This is a genomic window from Streptomyces spinosus (assembly GCF_020400655.1).
In the GTDB taxonomy this organism is placed as follows: domain Bacteria; phylum Actinomycetota; class Actinomycetes; order Streptomycetales; family Streptomycetaceae; genus Streptomyces; species Streptomyces argyrophylli.
In genome coordinates, this window is record NZ_JAINRC010000001.1 from 640460 (window position 1) to 662206 (window position 21747).

The following is a 21747-nucleotide window of genomic DNA, read 5'->3' on the forward strand; positions in this document are numbered from 1 at the left end:
CGACGGGCGACCGAAAGGAAACCGAAGATGCCGTCCTCATCCCTGGCAGCACCGCTCGACGTGGAGCTGCGGCCGGACCGGCCACCGTTGCTGCGCGTGGACCGGCCCGCCGACGCCGCGAGCTGGGCGGCCGAACACCGCGAGGCGCTGCGGGCACAGGTCACCGAGCACGGGGCGCTGCTCGTGCGCGGGCTCGGTCTGCGGGACGCGGACCAGGTCGGTGCCGTCTTCGCACGGCTGGCCGGGACGCTCATGCCGGAGCGGGAGGCCTTCGCCCCCCGGCAGGACCACGGCCACGGCCTGTACTCCTCCACGCCGTGGCCGGCCAACCAGCCGATGTGCATGCACCACGAGCTGAGTTACCCGCTGGAGGTGCCCGGCCTGCTGCTGTTCGCGTGCCTGACCGCGCCCGGACAGGGCGGGGCGACCGGCGTCGCCGACGCCGAGCGGGTCCTTCAGGCCCTGCCCGCCGAGCTGACCGAGCGGTTCGAGCGGGAGGGCTGGCTGCTGACCCGCAGCTACAACGAGGAGATCGGGGCGTCCCTGGCGGAGTCCTTCGGCACCGACGACCGTGCCGCGATCGAACGCTACTGCCAGGCCAACGCCATCGACTTCCACTGGCAGCCGGACGGGTCCCTGCGCACCGAGCAGCGCCGCCGCGCGGTCGTACGGCACCCGGTCACCGGCAGGCGGTGCTGGTTCAACCAGATCGCGTTCCTCAACGAGTGGACGCTGGCCCCGGAGGTGCGCGAGTACCTGGTGGAGGAGTACGGCGCCGACAGCCTGCCGTTCAACACCCGGTACGGCGACGGCAGCCCGATCGGCGAGGACGTCGTCCAGCTCCTGAACGCCACGTACGAGGAACACACCCGGCGCGAACCCTGGCAGGCCGGTGACCTGATGCTCGTGGACAACATCGGCTCGGCGCACAGCAGGGAGGCGTTCACGGGCGACCGGCAGGTGCTGGTGGGCATGGCCGAGCCGCGACGCCTGGCCGACTCCGGCCCGACGGGGGAGGCGAGCCAGCGATGACCGACATGCTGTCGACCGCCACCGAACCGGACACGCCTCACGGGGGGCGGGTGCCCTCCTTCGCGGTGATCTCCGGCAAGCAGGTGGAAGAGGCCCTCGGCGGGCGCGAGCAGGAGCTGGTGGACCTGGTGGAGGCCACCTACCGGCTGCACGGCGCCGGGGACTCGGTCAACCCGCCCTCGTACTTCCTGCGCTTCCCCGACCGCCCGACGGCGCGGATCATCGCGCTGCCCGCCTCCATTGGCGGCTCCGCGCGGGTGGACGGCCTGAAGTGGATCTCCAGCTTCCCCGACAACGTGCGCACCGGGCTGCCCCGGGCCTCCGCGGTGCTGATCCTCAACGACCACGACACCGGCTACCCGTTCGCGTGCCTGGAGAGTTCCGTCATCAGCGCCACCCGGACCGCGGCCTCCGCGGCGCTGGCGGCCGACTGGCTCAGCCGCACCCGGAGCCGCCCCCGCCGCGTCGGCTTCTTCGGCACCGGTCTGATCGCCCGGTACATCCACACGTTCCTGGCCGGCTCCGGCTGGACCTTCGACGCCGTCGGCGTGCACGACGTGTCCCCCGACAGCACCGCCGGCTTCTGCGGCTACCTGCGCCAGACGGGTGCCACCGGCCAGGTCACCGTCCACGACAGCGCCGAGGACCTGGTCCGCTCCAGCGACCTGGTGGTCTTCGCCACCGTCGCCGGCCGGCCCCACGTCACGGCCCCCGGCTGGTTCGCCCACAACCCCCTGGTGCTGCACGTGTCACTGCGCGACCTCGCGCCCGAGGTCCTGCTCGCCTCGGCCAACTTCGTCGACGACGTGGAGCACTGCCTGAAGGCCGACACCTCCCCGCACCTGGTCGAACAGCGCACCGGGAACCGCGACTTCCTCAACGGGACCCTCTACGACGTGCTGCAAGGACGGGCCGCCCCGCCCGGCGACCAGACGGTGATCTTCTCGCCCTTCGGCCTGGGCGTGCTCGACCTGGCCGTCGGCAAGTACGTCTACGAGCAAGTGGCCAGGGCGGGAGAACTCCGCCTCATCGACGACTTCTTCCACGATCTGCGCCGGTACGGCTGAGGGCCGTTGCCCTCAGCCCTGGGACCAGGAGGCCTGCCGTGCCCGTCATCTCCGCTCCCCACGCCTTCAACGAAGGAAGTCTCTTCGTCGACCTAGAGTCGATTTTCGGACACCGCCTCTACCTCAAGTGCGAGGGCTTCAACTTCGCCGGCTCCATCAAGTTGAAGGCCGCGAAGGAGATGGTGGAGAGCGCCGAGCGGGAAGGATCCCTGACGCCGGATTCCATCCTCGTGGAGTCCTCGTCCGGAAACCTGGGCGTCGCCCTCAGCATGATCGCCGCCAGCAAGGGCTACCGGTTCCTGTGCGTGACGGACCCCCGGTGCAACCTGTCGACGAAACTGCTGATGGAGGCCCTCGGCAGTCACGTGCACGTCGTGACCGACCTGGACGCGGGCGGCGGCTTCCTGGGCACGCGGCTGGAGTACGTCCGCTCGCTGTGCGCGTCCGACGACCGCTACGTGTGGCTCAGCCAGTACACCAACCCGGGCAACTGGCGGGCGCACTTCCGCACGACGGCACCGGAGATCGCCGTCCACTTCCCGCGTCTGGACGTGCTGTTCGTCGGGACGGGCACCGCCGGGACGCTGATGGGCTGCGCCCGCTACTTCCGCAAGTGGCACCGGCCGGTGCGGATCGTCGCCGTGGACAGCGTGGGCTCGGTGGCCTTCGGCGGCACCCCCGGCCGCCGGATGATCCCCGGCCTGGGCATGAGCATGCGCCCGCCGCTGCTCGACGAGAGTTACGTGGACGAGGTGGTCCGGGTGGAGGAGGCGGACACCATCCGCACCTGCCACCGCCTGGCCAGGCGCGGCTTCCTGTTCGGCGGTTCCACGGGCACCGTGGTGAGCGCCGCGACGGACTGGCTGGCCCGGCACGGCACCCGTGACCTCACGGCGGTGGCGATAGCCCCCGACCTCGGGGAGCGCTACCTCGACACCATCTACCAGGGCAACTGGCTGCGGGACCTCTACGGCGAGCACCTGCTGGACTCCGCCCGGGTGCACAGCGCCTGGGAGGGGGACTCCGCGTCCCGGGCGCCGGGACGCCGCCGCAGAGCGTAGCGGAGGGACGGTCCGGCGGGAGCCGGTCGGGTGACGCCTGAACGATCAGGCGTCAGCCGACCGGCTCCGGCGTGCGGGCCCGCCACGGGATGCGGAAGGCGGTCGCCGTGACGATCAGGGCGGAGACCGCCACCATGGCCATGCCCACGGTCAGGTTCGCCGCGCCGGCGACGAAGCCGATCAGGGCGGGCCCGGCCAGCAGGCCCGTGGTGCCCATGGCGGCGACCAGCGCCAGCGCGTCCGCGCCGTGGCCGGCCGCCGCCACGTACACGCACGGGGTGACAGCCGCCGCGCCGAGGCCGACGCAGGCGAAGCCGAGCAGCGTGGGCACCACTCCCCCGGCGAGCAGCGCGAGGGCGAGGCCCACGGCGGCCACCGCGCTGCCGGCCCGCACCACACGTCCGTCGCCCCAGCGGGTGCGCCAGCGGTCGGCCCACGCGCGGGCCAGCAGCATCATCACGGAGACGACCGCGATGCCGAGCGGGGCGACGGCCGCCGGCGCCTTCACGACGTCCTTCATGTAGAGCGTCGACCAGTCGTTCATCGCGCCCTCGGTGATCGTGCCGAAGGCCATCGCGCAGCCCAGGAGGAGGGTCGTGGCGGAGGGCAGGGCGCGGCGGCCGCGGCGCTTCGGCCCGTCCGGGGCCGCGGGTCCGGGCTCCCGGTGGGTCAGCAGGCCCGGCCGGGCGCCGCCGAGCAGGAGCAGCAGCAGCGCGCCGGCCACGGCGAAGTGCGCCGCGACGGACGCGGTCAGGGTGGTCACGCCGGAGGTGAGCAGGGCGGCGGCGAGCAGCCCGCCGCTGAAGGTGGCGTGCAGCTGGGACATGGCCGTACGCCCGTGGGCGCTCTCCAGCGCGGCGCCCTGCGCGTTCATGGCCACGTTGAGGCAGCCGACCGCGACGCCGTCGGCGCACACGGCCAGCAGCGCGAGCGGGTAGTCCGGTACGGCGGACAGGGCGGCCAGGACTGCGATCAGGGCCACGGCGGAGGCCAGGGACAGCAGGCGGGAGCCGAGCCGCCGCATCAGGACGGCGACCAGCGGGAAGGAGGCGGCCGCTCCGGCCCCGCAGGCCATCAGCAGCAGCCCCACCTCGCCGGCGCCCAGGTCCAGCCGGGTCTTCAGCGCGGGCAGCCGGGACACCCAGGTGCCGTACTGGAAGCCGAGGAAGCAGAACAGCGCGGCGATCGACCACTTGGCGCGCCGGAAGGAGGGGGCGGTGGGTGTGCTCATCAGCCCGCCTTCCGCACTGCGGCGACCTGGGCCGACATGTACACCGCGCCGCCGCCGTAGCCGGCCGGCACCCGCGCCTCGTGGTGGGGGCGGTAGCCGTTGGCCCGCCAGAAGGACTCCCTGCCGGCGACGGCGACCAGCGAGATGGTGGCGAAACCCTGGGCGCGGGCCGCGTCGGTGAGGTGCCGGACCAGCCGGGTGCCCAGGCCCCGGCGCCGCACGGGCGCGCTGACGGCCAGGTCGTGCAGGTGGAGGTTGGTGGTGTGGTGGGCGCCCCGCTCCGGGCGGGCCGGATCGGGGCAGTGGAACCGCGGGTACGGCAGGGCGAGGACGTAGCCCGCGATCCGCCCGTCGAGCTCCAGGACGAAGCTGGTGCCCGCCGGGGCCCGGGACCGCAGGACGGCCTCGCCCTCCGTGAGCGAGGTGTCCGCGTAGGCTCCGGCCTCCAGGGCGGCGACCTGCGGCCAGTCGGCCTCGGTGATGCCCCGTACGAGGCCTGTCATCTCAGTGGTGTCCTTCCTGGCCGCGGGTGCACTCGGCCCGCAGCGGGCGGATGCCGTTGAACCCCTGGGTCATGTAGCTGCTGGCGTAGGCGCCGGCGGAGAGGATCCAGACCGGGTCGCCGGAGCGCACGGACCGGGGCACGGGCACCGGGTACCGGCCGGCACCGTAGGCGTCGTCGCTGTCGCAGGTGGGTCCGGCGACGATGGCGGGAACGTGCTCCTGCGTCTCCCGCCCGGGGAAGACCAGCGGGTGGGTGACCTGGTCCATCTCGTACAGGCCGTTGTACTTGCCGACGCTCAGGTACAGCCAGCGGGCAAGCCCGCCGTCCGGCTGCGTGCGTTCGGTCAGCCGGACCACGTGGGCGCGGACCACGCCGTGATCGGCGACCAGGTGGCGCCCCGGTTCCAGCACGAAGCGGAGCGGGGCGGCGGCCAGGGCGGTCAGGCGTTCCATGCCCTCGCGGAGCACGGTGAAGATCTTGTCCAGCGGCGGGTCGAGGGGGTTGCCGCGCCGGTCGAGGTAGCCGAGCGCCGGCAGCCCGCCGCCGAGGTTCACATGGTCGGGTACGATCCCCCGTCCGGCCAGTGCCGACAGGGTCCCGGCGAGTGTGTCCAGGGCCTGCTGCCAGGCCTCGCCGGTCATCTGCTGGGAGCCGACGTGCACGGACAGGCCGGCCGGGACGAGGCCGGCTGCGCGGGCCGTGTCCAGGACGCGGACGGCGTCGTCCGCAGCGCAGCCGAACTTGCGGTTCAGGCCCCACAGGGCGCCGTCCCCGCTGGTGGCGAGGCGGCAGAACACGCGGGCGCCGGGCGCGTGCGCGGCTATGGCGGTGACGTCCTCGACGCTGTCGGTGGCGAACGTGCGGACACCCAGGCGGTGGGCCTCGGCGATGTCCTGGTCGGACTTGATGGTGTTGCCGTAGTGGACGCGGTCCGGGTGCGCGCCGGCGCGCAGGGCCTGCTCGATCTCGGCGGGGCCGGCCGCGTCGAACCCCGCTCCGCGGGCGGCCAGGCTGTGCAGGACCTCGTCGACCGGGCAGGCCTTGAGGGCGAAGCGGACGCGGGTCCCGGGCAGTTCGCGCAGCAAGGTGTCGTATTGGCGCTCTATGCCGCTGAGGTCGTAGAGGAGGCGGTCCGGGGTGCTGGTGCGGGTCCGTCGTGGCCGGACGCGCCCGCCCGGCGGCAGTCGCATCTCGGACGGGGTCCCGCGCCCCCGCGGGGCGCTCATGTGCGGGCCGCCTTGATCAGTGCCGGCCAGCATTCGGTCAAGTGAGCGAAGTCTTCGATGTCCCGTGCGGCCTGGTCGAGTAACCCTTCGCGTTCCGCCCCGAGCCGGTCCGCGAAGGCCGCGTACCGGCCGCCCAGTTTGCGGTACGCCGTGTCCACCCGGTCCAGACGCCAGATGTTCTCGGCCCGGTCCACGGCCGTGCTCTCGCGCAGGAAGGTCACGACACGGTCGGGGCGGACCCGCTGCCGCTCGTCCAGCAGGCCCGCGCCCTCGGCCGCCATCCGCTCGTACACGTCGTGGAAGTACAGCATCGACAGCAGGAACTTCACGAAGCGGCGCTGGTAGGCCGGGAAGCCGGTGTCCGTGCGGCGTTCGGGGGTGTGGAAGTTCTCGATGTGGCGGTTGTGCAGGATGCCGGGCAGGCCCGCGTCGTGGACGAGGTGGAGGAGGAAGTAGTCGCTGCCGATGGTGTCGGTGGCGGGCGGGAGGGGGACGCGCTCGTACACCGCGCGGTCGAAGGCGACGTTGCACATGTCGACGCGCATCGGGTCCACCAGGGTGAGGGTGGAGTGGTCCCCGGTGAAGGCAGCGGTGCCCGCGCCGGTGAACGACTCCTCGACCAGCGCGCGTCTGCGCTCCTCCGGCCAGTCTCCGGGCGCCCAGAGGCCGACCACGTCGTGGTAGACCGCCTCGTCCAGGCGCCGTATCTCCGCGATGTCCACGGAGAGTTCGCCGATGAAGGAGGCTCCGGCCAGCGAGACCGGGCGGTGGGCCAGTGCCGGGTCGAGGTCGGCGCGGGTGACGGCGGCCGCGGCCTCGGCGGCGGGGCGGCCGAGCCAGGGCAGCTCGTGGTGGACGGGGAACACCGGCCGGCCGGCGTGGTGTTGGTAGGTGCTGTCGGAGTCGCGGCGGTGCACCGAGTCGCAGCCGAGGGCGGCGGCCAGCAGGAAGGCGCGGTTGGTGCAGGCGCCGTAGGAGACGGCGGGCGGGAGCATGAGGCGCAGCAGGCGGTCCGGTCCGGGCAGGCCCGCCTTCCGGATGGCCTGGCGCAGGAAGTCCCGCTGGGCCTCCTCGTCGTAGTGGTGGACGGTCACGCCCTGGTGCGGGGGCAGGGCGGCGACCGTGCGCGTGTGCTCGCCGCGGGTGCGGTCGTCGGCGGAGTCCAGGATCAGCAGCTGGACGTCGGCGCCGAAGTGCCGGGCGGCGTGGACGGCTTCGGCGTGCAGGGCGGTGATGGTCGCGGAGCAGGCCCGGTTGGTGGGCAGGGCGAGGCAGACGCGGTTCACCGGGCACCTTCCGCGGCGGCCCAGGAGTCGAGGCCGAGCAGCTTGCGCCCCAGGCCGTTCAGTTCGGCGGGGCCGTAGCGGAGGGCTTCGGGCCGGCGGGCGTCACCGAGCAGGGTGGCGTTCCAGTCGGGGGTGGCGAGGGTGCGCCAGGAGTGCACGCGGGAGTCCCGCAGGGTGGTGTGCTCCTCCAGGGCGGGCATCATCGACAGGTACTGGACGGCTCGGACAGCGTTGTCGGAGAGGTTGGGCGCCACTCCGTGGGCGAGCAGCCCGTTGAAGATCAGCAGGTCGCCGGCCTGGAGGTCGGGGCGGACCACCGGGAACTCGGCGCGGTCGGTGTTGGGGCGGATTGGGTCGCGGCCGGGCGGCTGGGCGACGCGCCACTCCTCGAAGCGGCGGAAGAGTTCCGGCGCGCACTGGAAGCCGCCGAGTTCGGGGCGGGTGTCGGTGAGCGCGATGATGCCCTGCACGCGCTGCGGGAGGACGGCGAGGGTGGTGTCGACGTCCCAGTGCAGCTCGATGTCGAAGCCCTCGTCGGTGGCTTCGATGAGGGAGCGCGAACGGGTGCGTATGTTGGGCGGGTTGAGGTTGAGACGGTCCAGGGTGACCCACAGCTCCGGGCTGTCCCAGATGTCGGCGAAGGCGTCGTGGACGCGCTGGTTCTGCCGGCTGTCCCACAGGAGCTGGTGGTGGTAGGCCTCGACGAAGCCGTAGATGTAGAGGTGCCGGTCGAGTTCGGAACGGAACTCCGGCTCCTCGTACCAGGTGTCGGGGCGGCCCGGGTCGAGCCCCTGGAACTCCCAGGCGAAGTCGAGGAGTTGCTTGGCCTCGCCGGGCGTGATGGCCTCCCGTACGACGACGTAGCCGTACGTCTGCCAGAAGGCGAAGTCCTCCTCGGACAGCACGCGCAGCGGCTGGGTCTTGCGCAGGTCGCGCAGGGGGGTCGGGGCGAGGTAGGTCTCGCCGTCGGCGCTGAAGTAGGGGCGGCCGGTCGCCGCGCGGTGGAGGAAGGGGTGGGGCGTCTGCATGCGATTCCTCTGGAACTGGAACACGAAGTGCGGTGGAGATCCGGGAAAAGAGCAAGAGCGAGCGGGCCGCCCGCTGCGGCGGGCGGCCGGTGAGCGCGTGGGTCAGCCCGCGACGACCGCTTCGGCCGCCGCCACACCGCAGACCCGGGCGGCGCCGTAGGTGGCGATGTGCAGGGCGCCGCGGGGCGCCGCCTGGGGCAGGCCCATCTCGACCACGACCGTGTCGGGCCGGGCGGCGAGCAGGGTGTCGAGGGCGGAGCGCATCCAGTCGTGCCGGTGCTCGTCGCGGACCACGGCGACGATCCGGCGGCCCTCGGCCGCGGCGAGGACGGCGGCACCGGCGCCCTCGCCGGTGAAGGAGCCGGAGGCGCTGCCGGGCAGCCGCCGCTGAAGTTCGTCGGCGACGCCCCAGGGGGTCCGGTCGCCGACGGCGATGTTCGGCGTGGGGTTGAACTGGGCGACGTAGACCGGTCCGGTGACCGGTGCGGCGGCGCCGGCGCGGGTCACGGTCAGCGCGCGGCGGGCCGCGACCAGGCCGATCTCGGGGTCGGCCGGGGTCTTCGCCGCGTCGCCGCGGGCGACGACGGTCCAGGCGGCCAGGTCACGGACCCGGGCCGCCGCGTCGGCGAGCCGCTCCTCGGGGAGTTCACCGGAGCGTACGGCGGCCACGAGGGCGTCCCGGAGCCCCAGCACGGTGCCCTCGTCGCACAGCCCGCCGCCCACGCAGATGGCGTCGGCGCCGGCCGCGATGGCGAGGACCACACCGTGTTCGAGGCCGTAGGTGCCGGAGATGGCGCGCATCTCCATGCCGTCGGTGACGATCAGGCCCTGGTAGCCGAGTTCGCCGCGCAACAGCTCGGTGAGGACGCGGCGGGACAGGGTGCCGGGGCGGTCCGGGTCGAGCGCCGGCACGAGGATGTGCGCGCTCATGATCGCCCGGGTGCCGGCGGCGATGGCCGCGCGGAACGGGGGCAGTTCGCGGGCGTACAGGGTGTCGGCGTCGACGTCGATGCGGGGTACGGCGTGGTGGGAGTCGACGTTGGTGTCGCCGTGGCCGGGGAAGTGCTTGGTGCAGGCGGCGACGCCGGTGGACTGCAGGCCCTCGACCCAGGCGGCCGTGTGCCGGGCCACCAGATCGGGGCTCGCGCCGAAGGAGCGGACACCGATGACGGGGTTGTCGGGGTTGGCGTTGACGTCGGCGGAGGGCGCCCAGTCGAAGGTGACGCCGCAGGCGGCCAGGCGCCGGCCCAGCTCGCGGGAGACGGCGCGGGTGAGACCGGGGTCGTCGACGGCGCCGAGGGCGTGGTTGCCGGGGAAGGAGGAGCCGGTGCGCACGTCGAGGCGGGTGACGTCGCCGCTCTCCTCGTCGATGGCGACCAGCAGGTCGTCGCGTTCGGCGCGCAACTGCCCGGTGAGGGCGGTCACTTGTTCCTCGCTGACGACGTTGCGGCCGAACAGGGCGACGGAGGCGAGGCCCTCGCCGATGCGGCGGCGCACCCACTCCGGCGCGGTGGTGCCGTCGAACCCCGGTTGCAGCACCGCGAGGGCGTCCCGGGTCAGGGCGTCGCCGGCGGCTGAGCCGTTGCCGGACGCGGCGGTGGCGATGGTGGTCATCGGGGGCGTCATCCCTTCACGGCGCCGTCGGTCAGACCGCTGACAGCCTTGCGTTGCAGGAAGATGAAGAGGATCAGGATGGGCAGCGCGAACAGGGACGAGGCGGCCATGGTGGCGCCCCAGTCGTCGCCGAAGGCGGTCTGGAACTGGGACAGCCACAGCGGCAGGGTCTGCTTCTCGATGTCCTTGTTGAGGATCAGGACGAGCGGGAACTCGTTCCAGGCGGTGACGAAGCCGAACAGCGAGGTCGCCATCAGGCCGGGCGCGAGCAGCGGGAAGATCACCTTGACGAAGGCCTGGGTGCGGGTGCAGCCGTCGACCATCGCCGACTCCTCCAGCTCCTTGGGCACGGCGGCGACGTAGCCGCGCAGCGTCAGGAGGGTCAGCGGCAGCACCATCATCGTGTAAAAGACGGTGAGCGGGACGAGGCTGTTGAGCATGTCGTTGTCGCGGACGATCAGGTAGATGGCGATGATCATGACCTCCCAGGGGGCCATCTGCGCCAGCATGAACGTCACGATGAGGCCGCGCCGGCCCTTGAACCGCAGCCGGGCGAGGGCGAAGGCGGCGAACAGGGCGATGACGAGCGAGAAGACGACCGACAGAACCGTGACGGTGACGGAGTTGACGACCAGGGTCCAGAAGTGGTCGGCGTCGACGGCCTTCTTGAAGTGCTCGAGGGTGGCGTCGGTCGGGAACCACACCGGGGTCTCGGAGATGATGTCGCCGGTCGGCTTGAAGGCCGTGGCGAACATCCAGTACACGGGGAACACGAAGCCGACGAAGAGGACGACGGCGGTCGCGTTGGGCCAGAAGCGGCCGAAGAGCGAGCGCTTCACAGCTCGTCCTCCTCTTGCTTGAGCACCATGCGCAGGTAGTACGAGGTGATGACGAGCAGGACCAGGATGGTCAGGAAGGAGATGGCGGCGCCGACGCCGAAGTGCTGGTTGCCGACGCCCTCGACGTAGGCGTAGATCGGCAGGGTCTCGGTGAGGTGGTCGGGGCCGCCCTCGTTCATGGCGAAGATCTGCGGGAACGCCTTGAAGATCCAGATGACTTCGAGGAAGGTCGTGGCGTACAGGAAGGGCCGCAGGAAGGGCAGGGTCACCGAGGTGAAGCCCTTCCAGGCTCCGGCGCCGTCCAGGGAGGCCGCCTCGTACAGCTCGCGGGGGATGGTGGTGGTCGCGGCGTAGAGGTTGATCGCCACGAAGGGTATGGACTGCCAGACGAGGAGCAGGATGATCACGGCGAAGGTGGAGAACTGGGTCTGGAGCCAGTTGTGGTCGGCCATGGAGTGCCAGCCGAGCTTGTCCAGCGCCCAGTTGACGACGCCGAAACGCTGGGCGAACAGCCACTGGTAGACGGTGGTGGCCGCGATGACCGGCATGGCCCAGGCGAGGACGAGCCCGATCATCAGCAGCAGGCGCATCCGGGCGCCGAGGCGGGCCAGCAGCAGGCCGATCAGGGTGCCGAACACCATGATCAGTACGACGTTGACGGCGGTGAAGACGACGGAGCGCTCGACGACGCGCCAGAAGTCCCCGCCGCTGAGCACCTCCTGGTAGTTGTCGACGCCGTTCCACTCGGTGAGGTGCTGGATGAGCTGGCGCGGGTTGAGGTTCTGGAACGACAGCAGGCCGTTCTTGACCAGGGGCCAGCCGAGCAGCACCGCGGTGGCCAGCAGCGCGGGCAGCAGGAGCAGGTAGGGGGCGGCGGCTGCGCGCCGGGACGGGGCGCCGGTGGTGCGGCTGTCACCGCGCGGCGGGGCCGGCACCCGGGCCTTGCGGACAGCGGGCTCCCCGGCCGTGTCCGTGCCTTCGGTCTGCACTGACATGAGTTGCCATCTCTTCCGTGGCCGTACGGACGACACTGGTGAGCCGGGGGCGCGAGCGTGGCACCCCCGGCGCGGTCATCAGTTCTGCTGGGCCAGGCGCTTGTTGATCTCGCCCTCGACCTGCTTGGCGGCGTCCGCGGGGGACTTGCCGTTGAGCACGGCCGTCATGTACGACTTGATCGGGTTCGGGTTGTTCTCCACCGCGCCCCACTCGGGGATCAGCGGGGTGGTGCCGCCGACGGCGGCACCGGGGGCGGCGGCCTCGGCGACGGCGTTGCCCTTGAGGTTGGACTCCAGGGCCTGCTTGTTCGGGATGACGCCGTTGAGCTTGGCCAGTTCGCCCTCGTACTGGTCGGACAGGGCGATCTTCAGGAACTCCTTGGCCAGGGCCTGCTTCTTGCTGCCCTGGGCGACGGCGAGGTTGGATCCGCCGAGGAAGACGCCCTCGGGCTTGTCCGCGGTCTGTCCGGGGATGGTGAAGTAGCCGAGGTCCTTCTCGATGGCCTTGTTGGCCTTGACGGCGGTGCCGGCCTCCCAGCCCATGCCGATGAAGGCGCCGGTCTTGCCCTTGGCGAAGACCTCGGCCTGCTGCGGGGTGGCCTCGTCCTTGTCCTTGGGGGCCTTGGAGTAGGAGGCGTACTTCTTGTAGATCTCCATGGCCTTGGAGACCTTCGGGTCGCCGAGGTTGGAGACGTACTTGTCGCCGTCCTTCTTCACCAGGTCGGCACCCTGGCCGATGGTCAGGCCGTCGAAGAAGTACCAGTTCTGGCCGGGCAGGTAGATCGGCTCGGCGTCCGTCTTCTTGCCGATGGTCTCCAGGTCCTTGAAGAACTCGTCCCGGGTCTTGGGGGTGTCCTTCAGGCCGGCCTTCGCCCAGATCTTCTTGTTGTAGACGACGACGCGGTTGGCGAAGTACCAGGGGGCACCGTACTGCTTGCCGTCGTAGACGGAGGACTGCGAGACCGACGGCGTCCAGTCGGCGCCGATCTCCTTCTTCAGGTCGCTCAGGTCGGCGAGGCCGCCGGTGGCCGCGTAGGCCGGGGTCTGGGTGTTGCCGACCTCCAGCACGTCCGGCGGGTTGGACTCGGAGAGGGCGGTGGTGATCTTCTGCTGGATCCCGTCCCACTTCTGCGTCTCGAACTTCAGCTTGGCGCCGGTCTTCTTCTCGAACGCGGCCGTGACGTCCTTGACCCACTGGTCCGGCGTGGAGCCGTCCATCGCCCAGACCGTCAGGGTCTGCCCCTTGAAGCCGTCCGGTCCCGCGTTCTTGCCGCTGTCGTCGCCGTCGTCCCCGCCGCACGCCGACACGGAGACCATCATGCCCGCGATCACGATCGCGGCCGCAAGCTTGCGCTTCACGCCACCCTCCTCAGGGATGCCACTAACCCCCCACGCCCTCGGCGGTGACCTGCGTACGACGCTGTTGCACGTAGGGCTCGGGACCTGGCCACTAATGGTGTAGACCAGTACGGTGGAGCTTGGCCTAGACCTTTTGGAGTGTCAAGGGTGGTTCGGAAAGCCGGTCCGGGCCGTTACGAGAAAGTCACCGGAGCGCGTCCGTCCGCATTCCGACCCTTTCGCCCGGACTGTTCAGTTGGACTAGACCATAGGGCAGTTGGTCGCTATAACGGGAGACCGTCGACACAGCCGGGAAGGCAGGCATGACCACCGACGTCAGCAGCGCCCAGCCGTACAGGGGGGCGTCCGGCCGCACCGCGCGCGTGCCGAAGTACTACCGGATCAAGCAGCAACTGCTCTCCATGGCCGAGGCGTTGCAGCCCGGTTCGGCCATGCCGGCGGAACGTCTGCTCGCCGTCCGGTTCGACACCTCCCGGACCACCGTCCGGCAGGCGCTCCAGGAACTCGTGGGCGAGGGCCGGCTCGACCGGATCCAGGGCAAGGGCACCTTCGTCGCCCAGCCCAAGCTGTACCGCACGCTGCAACTCACCTCGCACACCGAGGACATGAGGGCCCAGGGGCTCACACCCGCCTCGCAGGTGCTCGACATCGGGGAGGTCCCGGCGGACGAGAAGCTGGCGGGTCTGCTGGGCATCGGGATCGGCGGGAAGGTGCTGCGCATCGAGCGGCTGCGGCTGGCCAGCGGCGACCCGATGGCGATCGAGACGACCCATCTGTCCGTACGCCGCTTCCCCGGCCTGCGCCGGTCCCTCGCGACGTACCCCTCGCTCTACACGGCGCTCGCCGAGGTGTACGGCGTCCATCTCGCCGAGGCCGACGAGACCATCGAGACCTCGCTGTCGACCCCGCGCGAGGCGCAGTTGCTCGGCACCGACGTGGGGTTGCCGATGCTGCTGCTGTCCCGGCACTCGCGGGACGCGGCGGGGACCCCGGTGGAGTGGGTGCGCTCGGTGTACCGGGGTTCCCGCTACAAGTTCGTGGCCGCCCTGCGCCGGCCGGGCACCCCGGTGGTCCGGCGCAGGGCGGCTGCGCCGGACCCGGACCCGGACGCGGCCGGTCGCCCCTGAGGCGAAGGGCGCGGAGGCGGTCGCGTATCAGCGAACGGGCACGGCCGACGCCTTCGCCCGCGGCTTGCCCGGTGCCTTCGCGGACGGCTTGGCCGGCACCTTGGCCTGCGGCTTGCCCGGCGCCTTCACCTGCGGCTTGGCCGACGCCTTCGCCTGGGGCTTGCCCGGCGCCTTCGCGGACGGCTTGGCCGGTGCCTTCGCGGACGACTTGGCCGGTGCCTTCGCCGGCTTGCCCGGTGCCTTCGTGGAGGCCGGGGAAGCGTCCGGCCGAGCGAGCTGGATGTCCTGGCGCGACACCGCGTGGAAGGAGGGCAGCACGATGATGCCGGAGGGACGCAGCTCCGTCAGGGTGGCCTCCACCCGCGCCGCCCCCGCCTTCAGCGCCTCCGGCGAGGTCCTGCCGGAGTGCTCCCACTGGTGCTCGGCGCCGTCGCACCGGGCGACGCTGCCGCCGATGCCGTGCTGGAGGCCGGGGTCGCCCTGGCTGACCGAGGAGCTGACGAGCACCGGTCCGGTGCCGCCGGTGCAGCGGTAGGTGCCGGAGAGCGTCACCGTGCCGTCGGACGCGATCCGGCCGACGGGGTCGACGGTGATCAGTTCGGAGGGATCGGCGGCGGCCTGGCCGACGGCGCCGCACAGCAGGACGGTGGCGCCGAGGGCCGTGGCGACGACGGGACGTAGCGGCATGGGATACCTCCGGGTTCCAGGGGGTCGAGGGCTTCCACTGGTACCCGGAGGTCGGGTCGGCGGGCGTGACCGTCACTCCTTCGGTGGCGCGTCACGGCACCGTCCGGTCCGGCCGCGGCAGGCGGGTGGCGATCGCCCCTGCCCCGCTACGGCAGGACGGCGAACCCGTCCAGCTCCACCAGCGCCCGCTCGTCCCACAGGCGTACGACCTCCACGACGGCCATCGCCGGATAGTCGCGGCCCGCCGACTCCCGCCAGATCCGGCCGAGTCGCCGCGCGTGGACGCGGTACGCGGCGACGTCCGTGGCGTAGACGGTGACCCGGGCGAGGTCGGCGGGGGTGCCGCCGGCCGCGCGCAGGGCGGTGAGGAGGTTGCCGAGGGCCGTGGCGAACTGCTCGGGCAGCGAGTCGCCGGTGATCGTGCCGTCGGCGTCCAGCGCGGTCTGCCCGGCGAGGAACACCACGCGGGAGCCGGCCGCGACGACGGCGTGCGAGAAGCCCGTGGGCGGGGACAGCTCGGGCGGGTTGACACGCTCGGTCGTCACCGTGCCTCCTTCTGTGCCGTGGTGTACAGCTCCTTGGCGATGATGCCGCGCTGGACCTCGCTGGCGCCCTCGTAGATGCGGGGGGCGCGCACCTCCCGGTAGAGGTGTTCGAGGAGGTGGCCACGGCGCAGGGCGCGGGCACCGTGCAGCTGGACGGCGGTGTCGACGACGTACTGCGCGGTCTCGGTGGCGAGCAGCTTGGCCATCGCCGCCCGCCGGGGCACGTCGCCGGCTCCGGCGTCGTGGGCCGCCGCCGCCGCGTACACCATGAGCCGGGCCGCCTCGGTGCGCAGGGCCATCTCGGCGACCTGGTGGGACACGGCCTGGAGGTCCATCAGTCTGCCGTGGAAGGCCTCGCGCCGGCTGGTGTGGGCCACGGTGACGTCCAGCGCGGCCTGGGCCATGCCGACCGCGAAGGCGCCGACGCTGGGGCGGAAGAGGTTGAGGGTGCCCATGGCGACGGCGAAGCCGCGGTCGGGCTCGCCGAGCAGATCGGCGGCGGTGACCGGCACGGCGTCGAAGTCCAGGGCGCCGATGGGGTGCGGCGAGATCATCTCCAGCGGCTCGCCGGTGAGGCCGGGCCGGTCGGCGGGGACGAGGAAGGCGGTCACCCCGCGGGCGCCGGCGCCGGGTGTGGTGCGGGCGAAGACGGTGTAGAAGTCGGCCTCGGGGGCGTTGGAGATCCAGCACTTGGCGCCGGTGAGCCGCCAGCCGTCGCCGTCGGGCTCGGCCGCGAGGGCGAGTGCCGCCGCGTCCGAGCCGGCGCCGGGCTCGCTGAGCGCGAAGGCGGCGACCGCGCTGCCGTCGGCGACCCGGGGCAGCCAGCGCTCCCGCTGGGCCGGGGTGCCGTGGGCGTGCACCGGGTGCGCGCCGAGCCCCTGGAGGGCGAGGGCGGTCTCGGCCTCGGTGCACGCCTGGGCCAGGGACTCCCGCATCAGGCACAGGTCCAGGGCACCGGAGCGGAAGAGCCGCGCGAGCAGGCCGAGCCGGCCGAGTTCGGCGAGGAGCGGCCGGTTGACGCGGCCGGGTTCGCCCCGGTCGGCGAGCGGGCGCAGCCGCTCGGCGGCCAGTTCGCGCAGCTCGGCACACCAGGCGGTCTGCTCCGGTCCGAGTGAGAATGCGGACACAGCCGGTCCTCCCTCCGGGGCGGGCCCGTGGCCGTCCCACGCCCTTCCCTGCCCCTCTCCCGACGTTATCGCGCACAGTTGACTGTCGTCACCGGCACGATACGCTGAGGGTCCCCACTCCGGGGAAGCGCGAGCCCACCAGGAAGCCCGTTCGGGCTTCCGTCCCGGATGTCCCGGACCTCTGTCACGGCAAGGGGGCGGACCGCCATGCATCGCTCGGCCCACGTCGACACCTTCGCGCGCGACCATCTGCCCCCGCCGCACGAGTGGCCCGAGCTGCGGTTCGACCTGCCGGAGCTGCGGTACCCCGACCGGCTCAACTGCGCCGCCGAGCTCCTGGACCACGCCGACCCGGCCCGGCCGGTCTTCCACACCCCGGACGGCCCCACCTGGACCTACGGGGAGCTGCGCGCGCGGGTCGACCGGATCGCGCACGTCCTCACCGGCACCCTGGGCGTGGTCCCGGGCAACCGGGTGCTGCTGCGCGGCCCGACCACGCCCTGGCTCGCCGCCTGCTGGCTGGCGGTGCTGAAGGCGGGCGGGGTCGCGGTCACCGTGCTGGCCCAGCAGCGCCCGTACGAGCTGGCGACCCTGTGCGACATCGCCCGGGTCGGGCACGCGCTGTGCGACATCCGGGTGGTCGACGACCTGGCGAAGGCCGCGATACCCGGGCTGCGGATCACGACCTACGGCGGTGACACCCCCGACGACCTCCTGCGCCGGCCGGCCCCCGACGGCCCCTACCGTGCGGTCGACACCGCCAGTGACGACGTCGCCCTGATCGCGTTCACCTCCGGCACGACAGGTCGCCCGAAAGGGTGCATGCACTTCCACCGGGACGTGCTGGCGATAGCCGACACCTTCTCCCGGCACGTGGTGCGCCCCCACGGGGACGACGTCTTCACCGGCAGTCCCCCGCTGGGTTTCACCTTCGGTCTCGGCGGACTGGTGGTCTTCCCGCTGCGGGCCGGCGCCAGCGCCCTGCTCCTCGAACAGGCGGGCCCGCGCCAACTGCTCCCCGCGATAGCCGAGCACCGCGTCTCGGTCCTGTTCACCGCGCCGACCGCCTACCGCACCATGCTGGACGAATTGGACAGGTACGACGTCTCGTCCCTGCGGCGCTGTGTGTCGGCCGGCGAGAACCTGCCGACGGCCACCTGGCGGGCCTGGCACGAGCGCACGGGCCTGCGCGTCATCAACGGCATCGGCGCCACGGAACTGCTGCACATCTTCGTATCCGCCGCCGACGAGCTGATCCGGCCCGGCACCACGGGCCTGCCGGTGCCGGGCTGGCAGGCGCGCGTCCAGGACGCCGACGGCCGGCCCGTGCCGGACGGCGAGCCCGGCCTGCTGGCCGTGCGCGGCCCGGTCGGCTGCCGCTACCTGGCCGACCCCCGGCAGCGGGACTACGTCCGGGACGGCTGGAACGTCACCGGCGACACCTACGTCCGCGAGGGCGACGGCTACTTCCGCTACGTGTCCCGCGCCGACGACATGATCATCTCCGCCGGGTACAACATCGCGGGCCCGGAGGTGGAGGAGGCGCTGCTGCGCCATCCGGACGTGACCGAGACGGCGGTCGTCGGCCGGCCCGACGAGGCCCGCGGCCAGGTGGCGATCGCCTACACGGTGCTGCGCGCCGGAGCCCCGCGCGATCCGGCGGCGCTGCGCGCGTTCCTCACCTCCGAGCTGGCGCCCTACAAGTGCCCGCGCGAGTTCGTCTTCCTCGACGCGCTGCCCCGCACGGCCACCGGCAAGTTGCAGCGGTTCCGGCTGCGCACCGGAGGTGACCCGCAGTGATGCCGACGACCTAAAATGATCAACGTGTCCGAGCAGCACGCCCCCAGGTCCCTCATCGTCACGCTCTACGGCGCGTACGGCCGCTTCATGCCCGGCCCGGTGCCCGTCGCCGAGCTGATCCGGCTCCTGGCCGCGGTCGGCGTGGACGCGCCGTCCGTGCGTTCCTCGGTGTCCCGGCTCAAACGGCGTGGTCTGCTGTCGCCTGCCCGCACGGAGTCCGGCGCGGCGGCCTACGAACTCTCGCCCGAGGCGCGGCAGCTGCTGGAGGACGGCGACCGGCGCATCTACGCCGGGGCGCCCGTCGCGGACGAGGGCTGGGTGCTCGCGGTGTTCTCGGTCCCGGAGTCGGAGCGGCAGAAACGCCACGTGCTGCGGTCCCGGCTGGCCGGACTGGGCTTCGGCACCGCCGCGCCGGGGGTGTGGATCGCGCCGGCCCGGCTGTACGAGGAGGCGGAACACACCCTGCGGCGGCTGCGCCTGGACGCGTACGTGGACTTCTTCCGCGGTGAGCACCTGGGCTTCGCCGCCACGGCCGAGGCGGTGGGCCGCTGGTGGGACCTGGCCGCGATCGCCAAGGAGCACGAGCGGTTCCTGGACGCGCACGAGCCCGTGCTGCAGGCCTGGGAGCGCCGGCCGGGCACCCCGCCCCAGGAGGCGTACCACGACTACCTCCTCGCCCTGGACTCCTGGCGCCACCTCCCCTACACCGACCCGGGCCTGCCCACCCGCCTCCTCCCGGCGAACTGGCCGGGCGTCCGCTCGGCCCAGGTCTTCCACCGCCTCCACGAACGGCTCCGCGACGCGGGAGCGGAGTTCGCGGGGCTCTGACACCCGGCGCGCCACGGGCCGCACGCCGAGGCCGGCAAGGAGGAGCGGGCCGGCCCGGTGTTTCTCAGCCGCCGAGCGAGAGGCGGGGGCGGGGGGCGTCCGTGCGGCCGGTGCGGGGACGGCGGCTGCCCGCCCGGTAGGGGGCGGGCCAGGGGGCGGCGGGGCCGTCGTAGCCCTGTTCGGCCGCCGCGTGCAGGGTCCAGTGCGGGTCGTACAGGTGCGGCCGGGCCAGCGCGCACAGGTCGGCGCGGCCCGCCAGGATCAGCGAGTTGACGTCGTCCCACGAGGAGATCGCGCCGACCGCGATCACCGGGACCCGGGCCTCGTGCCGGATCCGGTCGGCGAACGGCGTCTGGTACGACCGCCCGAACTCCGGCCGCTCCTCGGCCACCACCTGCCCGGTGGAGACGTCGATGGCGTCGGCGCCGTGGGCGGCGAAGGCGCGGGCGATCTCGACGGCGTCCTCGGCGGTCGTCCCGCCCTCGGCCCAGTCGGTCGCCGAGATCCGGACCGTCATCGGCCGCTCGGCCGGCCACACCGTGCGGACGGCGTCGAAGACCTCCAGCGGGAACCGCAGCCGCTTCTGAAGGGAGCCGCCGTAGGCGTCGGTGCGGTGATTGGTGAGCGGGGAGAGGAAACCGGAGAGCAGATAGCCGTGGGCGCAGTGCAGTTCGAGCAGGTCGAAGCCGGCCCGGGCGGCCCGCCAGGCGGCCGCCGCGAACTGCTCGCGGATGTCGGTGAGCTGGGCGCGGGAGAGCTGGCGCGGGATCTGGCTGCCCGGTTTGTACGGCAGCGGGGACGGGGCGACGACGGGCCAGTTGCCGCTGGGCAGCGGCTCGTCCATGCCCTCCCACATCAGCTTCGTGGAGCCCTTGCGTCCGGAGTGCCCGAGCTGTACGCCGATCGCGGCGCCCGGTGCCTGGCGGTGCACGAAGTCGGTGACGCGCCGCCACGCCTCGGCCTGCCGCCCGGTGTAGAGGCCGGCGCAGCCGGGGGTGATCCGGCCCTCCTCGCTGACGCACGCCATCTCGGTCATCACGAGGCCGGCCCCGCCGAGCGCCCGCGCGCCCAGGTGGACGAGGTGGAAGTCACCGGGGACCCCGTCGGTGGCGCAGTACATGTCCATCGGTGACACGACGACCCGGTTGCGCAGCGTCAGGCCGCGCAGCCGGAACGGCGTGAACATCGGGGGCGTGCCGGGCGGACAGCCGAACTCGCGTTCGACGGCCCCGGTGAAGCGGGCGTCGCGCAGCCGGAGGTTGTCGTGGGTGACCCGGCGGCTGCGGGTGAGCAGGTTGAAGGCGAACTGCCGGGGCGGCTGCCCCAGGTACAGCCGCAGGTTCTCGAACCACTCCAGGCTGGCCCGGGCGGCCCGCTGCGTGGAGGCGACGACGGGTTTGCGCTCCTCCTCGTAGGCCGCCAGCGCGCCGGGCACGTCCGGCTGTTCCGACAGGCAGGCGGCCAGCGCGAGGGCGTCCTCGACGGCGAGCTTGGTGCCGGAGCCGATGGAGAAGTGGGCGGTGTGGGCGGCGTCGCCGAGGAGGACGACGTTGCCGTGCGACCAGCGGTCGTTGACCACGGTACGGAACGTGGTCCAGGCCGACGTGCCGCAGCGCAGGGGGCGTCCGCCGAGCGCGTCGGCGAAGACCTTGGCGCAGCGTTCGACGGACTCCTGCGGGGTGAGTTCGTCGTATCCCGCCGCGCGCCAGACCTCCTCGCGCATCTCGACGATGACGGTGGAGGCGCCGGACCGGCTGTGCGGCCCGGAGGTCCTCGTTGCGGGGTGGCGGTCGGGTGAGGGGCGGGCGTAGGGGTAGCCGTGCAGTTGCATCACGCCGTGTTCCGTCTCGGCGATCTCGAAGCGGAAGGCGTCGAAGGCGAAGTCCGCGGCGAGCCAGATGTAGCGGCAGTGGTGTTCGGTCACCCGGGGGCGGAACGCGTCGGAGCGGGTCTCGCGCGTGGTGCTGTGCACTCCGTCGGCGGCGATGACGAGGTCGTGGTCCCGCGAGAGCCGGTCGAGGGGCGGCGCCTGCGTGGAGAACCGCAGCTCCACGCCCAGCGAGCGGCAGCGCGTCTGGAGGATCTCCAGCAGCCGGTGCCGGCCCAGCGCGGCGAACCCGTGGCCGCCGGAGCGGTGCCGTGTGCCGCGGCGCACTATGTCGATGTCGTCCCAGCGCACGAAGTCGCGCCGCAGGGCCTCGTAGACGACGGGGTCGGCGTGCTCGATGCCGCCGAGGGTCTCGTCGGAGAGGACCACGCCGAAGCCGAAGGTCTCGCCGGGGGCGTTGCGTTCCCAGACGGTGACGTCGCGGGTGGGGTCGAGGCGTTTGAGCAGGGCCGCGGCGTAGAGCCCGCCGGGGCCTCCGCCGATGATCGCCACGCGCACCGGA

General features: G+C 72.6%; 19 protein-coding genes. 6 read left to right on the plus strand and 13 right to left on the minus strand.

Going from position 1 to position 21747, the window contains the following annotated elements:
* The first annotated feature begins 27 nt into the window (after window positions 1-27).
* From LG395_RS02670 to sbnA, 3 genes are read left to right on the plus strand one after another with little or no spacing between them, the layout of a single operon-like run.
* Entirely contained in the window at window positions 28-1032 is a 1005-nt protein-coding gene (locus LG395_RS02670) for a TauD/TfdA family dioxygenase (protein ID WP_225808285.1), read from the plus strand.
* On the plus strand, window positions 1029-2099 hold the full coding sequence (gene sbnB / locus LG395_RS02675; RefSeq protein ID WP_225808286.1) for a 2,3-diaminopropionate biosynthesis protein SbnB: 1071 nt from the start codon (window positions 1029-1031) through the stop codon (window positions 2097-2099). Before LG395_RS02670 ends, sbnB begins: the two co-directional genes overlap by 4 nt.
* Window positions 2100-2137: 38 nt before the next feature.
* Window positions 2138-3160: a 2,3-diaminopropionate biosynthesis protein SbnA gene (gene sbnA, locus LG395_RS02680; protein ID WP_225808287.1), complete on the plus strand. Its 1023-nt coding sequence runs from the start codon at window positions 2138-2140 to the stop codon at window positions 3158-3160.
* Window positions 3161-3212: 52 nt separating this feature from the next.
* Here the strand turns inward: sbnA and LG395_RS02685 are convergent, their stop codons facing one another.
* The 9 genes from LG395_RS02685 to LG395_RS02725 all read right to left on the minus strand — a co-directional run bounded on the left by LG395_RS02685 (window position 3213) and on the right by LG395_RS02725 (window position 13243).
* Window positions 3213-4391: an MFS transporter gene (locus LG395_RS02685; RefSeq protein WP_225808288.1), complete on the minus strand. Its 1179-nt coding sequence runs from the start codon at window positions 4389-4391 to the stop codon at window positions 3213-3215.
* A complete protein-coding gene (locus LG395_RS02690) occupies window positions 4391-4894 on the minus strand; it encodes a GNAT family N-acetyltransferase (protein WP_225808289.1) in 504 nt (167 codons plus the stop codon). Before LG395_RS02690 ends, LG395_RS02685 begins: the two co-directional genes overlap by 1 nt.
* A gap of 1 nt (window position 4895) precedes the next feature.
* Complete coding sequence (locus LG395_RS02695) at window positions 4896-6086, minus strand: type III PLP-dependent enzyme (protein ID WP_225808458.1); 1191 nt, start codon at window positions 6084-6086, stop codon at window positions 4896-4898.
* 32 nt (window positions 6087-6118) lie between these two features.
* A complete protein-coding gene (locus LG395_RS02700; protein WP_225808290.1) occupies window positions 6119-7408 on the minus strand; it encodes a DUF6271 family protein in 1290 nt (429 codons plus the stop codon).
* Entirely contained in the window at window positions 7405-8436 is a 1032-nt protein-coding gene (locus LG395_RS02705; RefSeq protein WP_225808291.1) for a phytanoyl-CoA dioxygenase family protein, read from the minus strand. Before LG395_RS02705 ends, LG395_RS02700 begins: the two co-directional genes overlap by 4 nt.
* Before the next feature lie 102 nt (window positions 8437-8538).
* Window positions 8539-10050, minus strand: a complete 1512-nt coding sequence (locus LG395_RS02710) for a glycoside hydrolase family 3 protein (protein ID WP_225808292.1) — start codon at window positions 10048-10050, stop codon at window positions 8539-8541.
* Window positions 10051-10058: 8 nt separating this feature from the next.
* Window positions 10059-10889 carry a carbohydrate ABC transporter permease gene (locus LG395_RS02715; protein WP_171151929.1) on the minus strand — a complete coding sequence of 277 codons (831 nt, stop codon included), beginning with the start codon at window positions 10887-10889 and terminating at the stop codon, window positions 10059-10061.
* On the minus strand, window positions 10886-11884 hold the full coding sequence (locus LG395_RS02720; RefSeq protein WP_225808293.1) for a carbohydrate ABC transporter permease: 999 nt from the start codon (window positions 11882-11884) through the stop codon (window positions 10886-10888). Before LG395_RS02720 ends, LG395_RS02715 begins: the two co-directional genes overlap by 4 nt.
* 78 nt (window positions 11885-11962) lie before the next feature.
* On the minus strand, window positions 11963-13243 hold the full coding sequence (locus tag LG395_RS02725; protein ID WP_171151933.1) for an extracellular solute-binding protein: 1281 nt from the start codon (window positions 13241-13243) through the stop codon (window positions 11963-11965).
* 302 nt (window positions 13244-13545) lie between these two features.
* Here LG395_RS02725 and LG395_RS02730 point away from each other — a divergent pair, with 302 nt between their 5' ends.
* Entirely contained in the window at window positions 13546-14370 is an 825-nt protein-coding gene (locus LG395_RS02730) for a GntR family transcriptional regulator (RefSeq protein WP_171151936.1), read from the plus strand.
* Between the two features lie 27 nt (window positions 14371-14397).
* Here the strand turns inward: LG395_RS02730 and LG395_RS41415 are convergent, their stop codons facing one another.
* From LG395_RS41415 to LG395_RS02745, 3 genes are all read right to left on the minus strand, one after another.
* Complete coding sequence (locus LG395_RS41415) at window positions 14398-15057, minus strand: DUF6299 family protein (protein ID WP_308071204.1); 660 nt, start codon at window positions 15055-15057, stop codon at window positions 14398-14400.
* Window positions 15058-15203: 146 nt separating this feature from the next.
* Window positions 15204-15602 (minus strand): RidA family protein, encoded by a 399-nt coding sequence (locus tag LG395_RS02740; protein WP_225808294.1) that lies wholly within the window; start codon window positions 15600-15602, stop codon window positions 15204-15206.
* Entirely contained in the window at window positions 15599-16729 is a 1131-nt protein-coding gene (locus LG395_RS02745; protein ID WP_225808295.1) for an acyl-CoA dehydrogenase family protein, read from the minus strand. Before LG395_RS02745 ends, LG395_RS02740 begins: the two co-directional genes overlap by 4 nt.
* Window positions 16730-16936: 207 nt before the next feature.
* Between LG395_RS02745 and LG395_RS02750 the strand changes: the two genes are divergently transcribed.
* Together LG395_RS02750 and LG395_RS02755 are read left to right on the plus strand one after the other, a co-directional pair.
* Window positions 16937-18529, plus strand: a complete 1593-nt coding sequence (locus LG395_RS02750; RefSeq protein ID WP_225808296.1) for an AMP-binding protein — start codon at window positions 16937-16939, stop codon at window positions 18527-18529.
* A 15-nt stretch (window positions 18530-18544) separates the two neighbouring features.
* Window positions 18545-19357, plus strand: a complete 813-nt coding sequence (locus tag LG395_RS02755) for a PaaX family transcriptional regulator (RefSeq protein ID WP_225808297.1) — start codon at window positions 18545-18547, stop codon at window positions 19355-19357.
* 64 nt (window positions 19358-19421) lie between these two features.
* Here LG395_RS02755 and LG395_RS02760 read toward each other — a convergent pair whose 3' ends face one another.
* Window positions 19422-21743 carry a bifunctional salicylyl-CoA 5-hydroxylase/oxidoreductase gene (locus tag LG395_RS02760; protein ID WP_225808298.1) on the minus strand — a complete coding sequence of 774 codons (2322 nt, stop codon included), beginning with the start codon at window positions 21741-21743 and terminating at the stop codon, window positions 19422-19424.
* Window positions 21744-21747 lie beyond the last annotated feature (4 nt).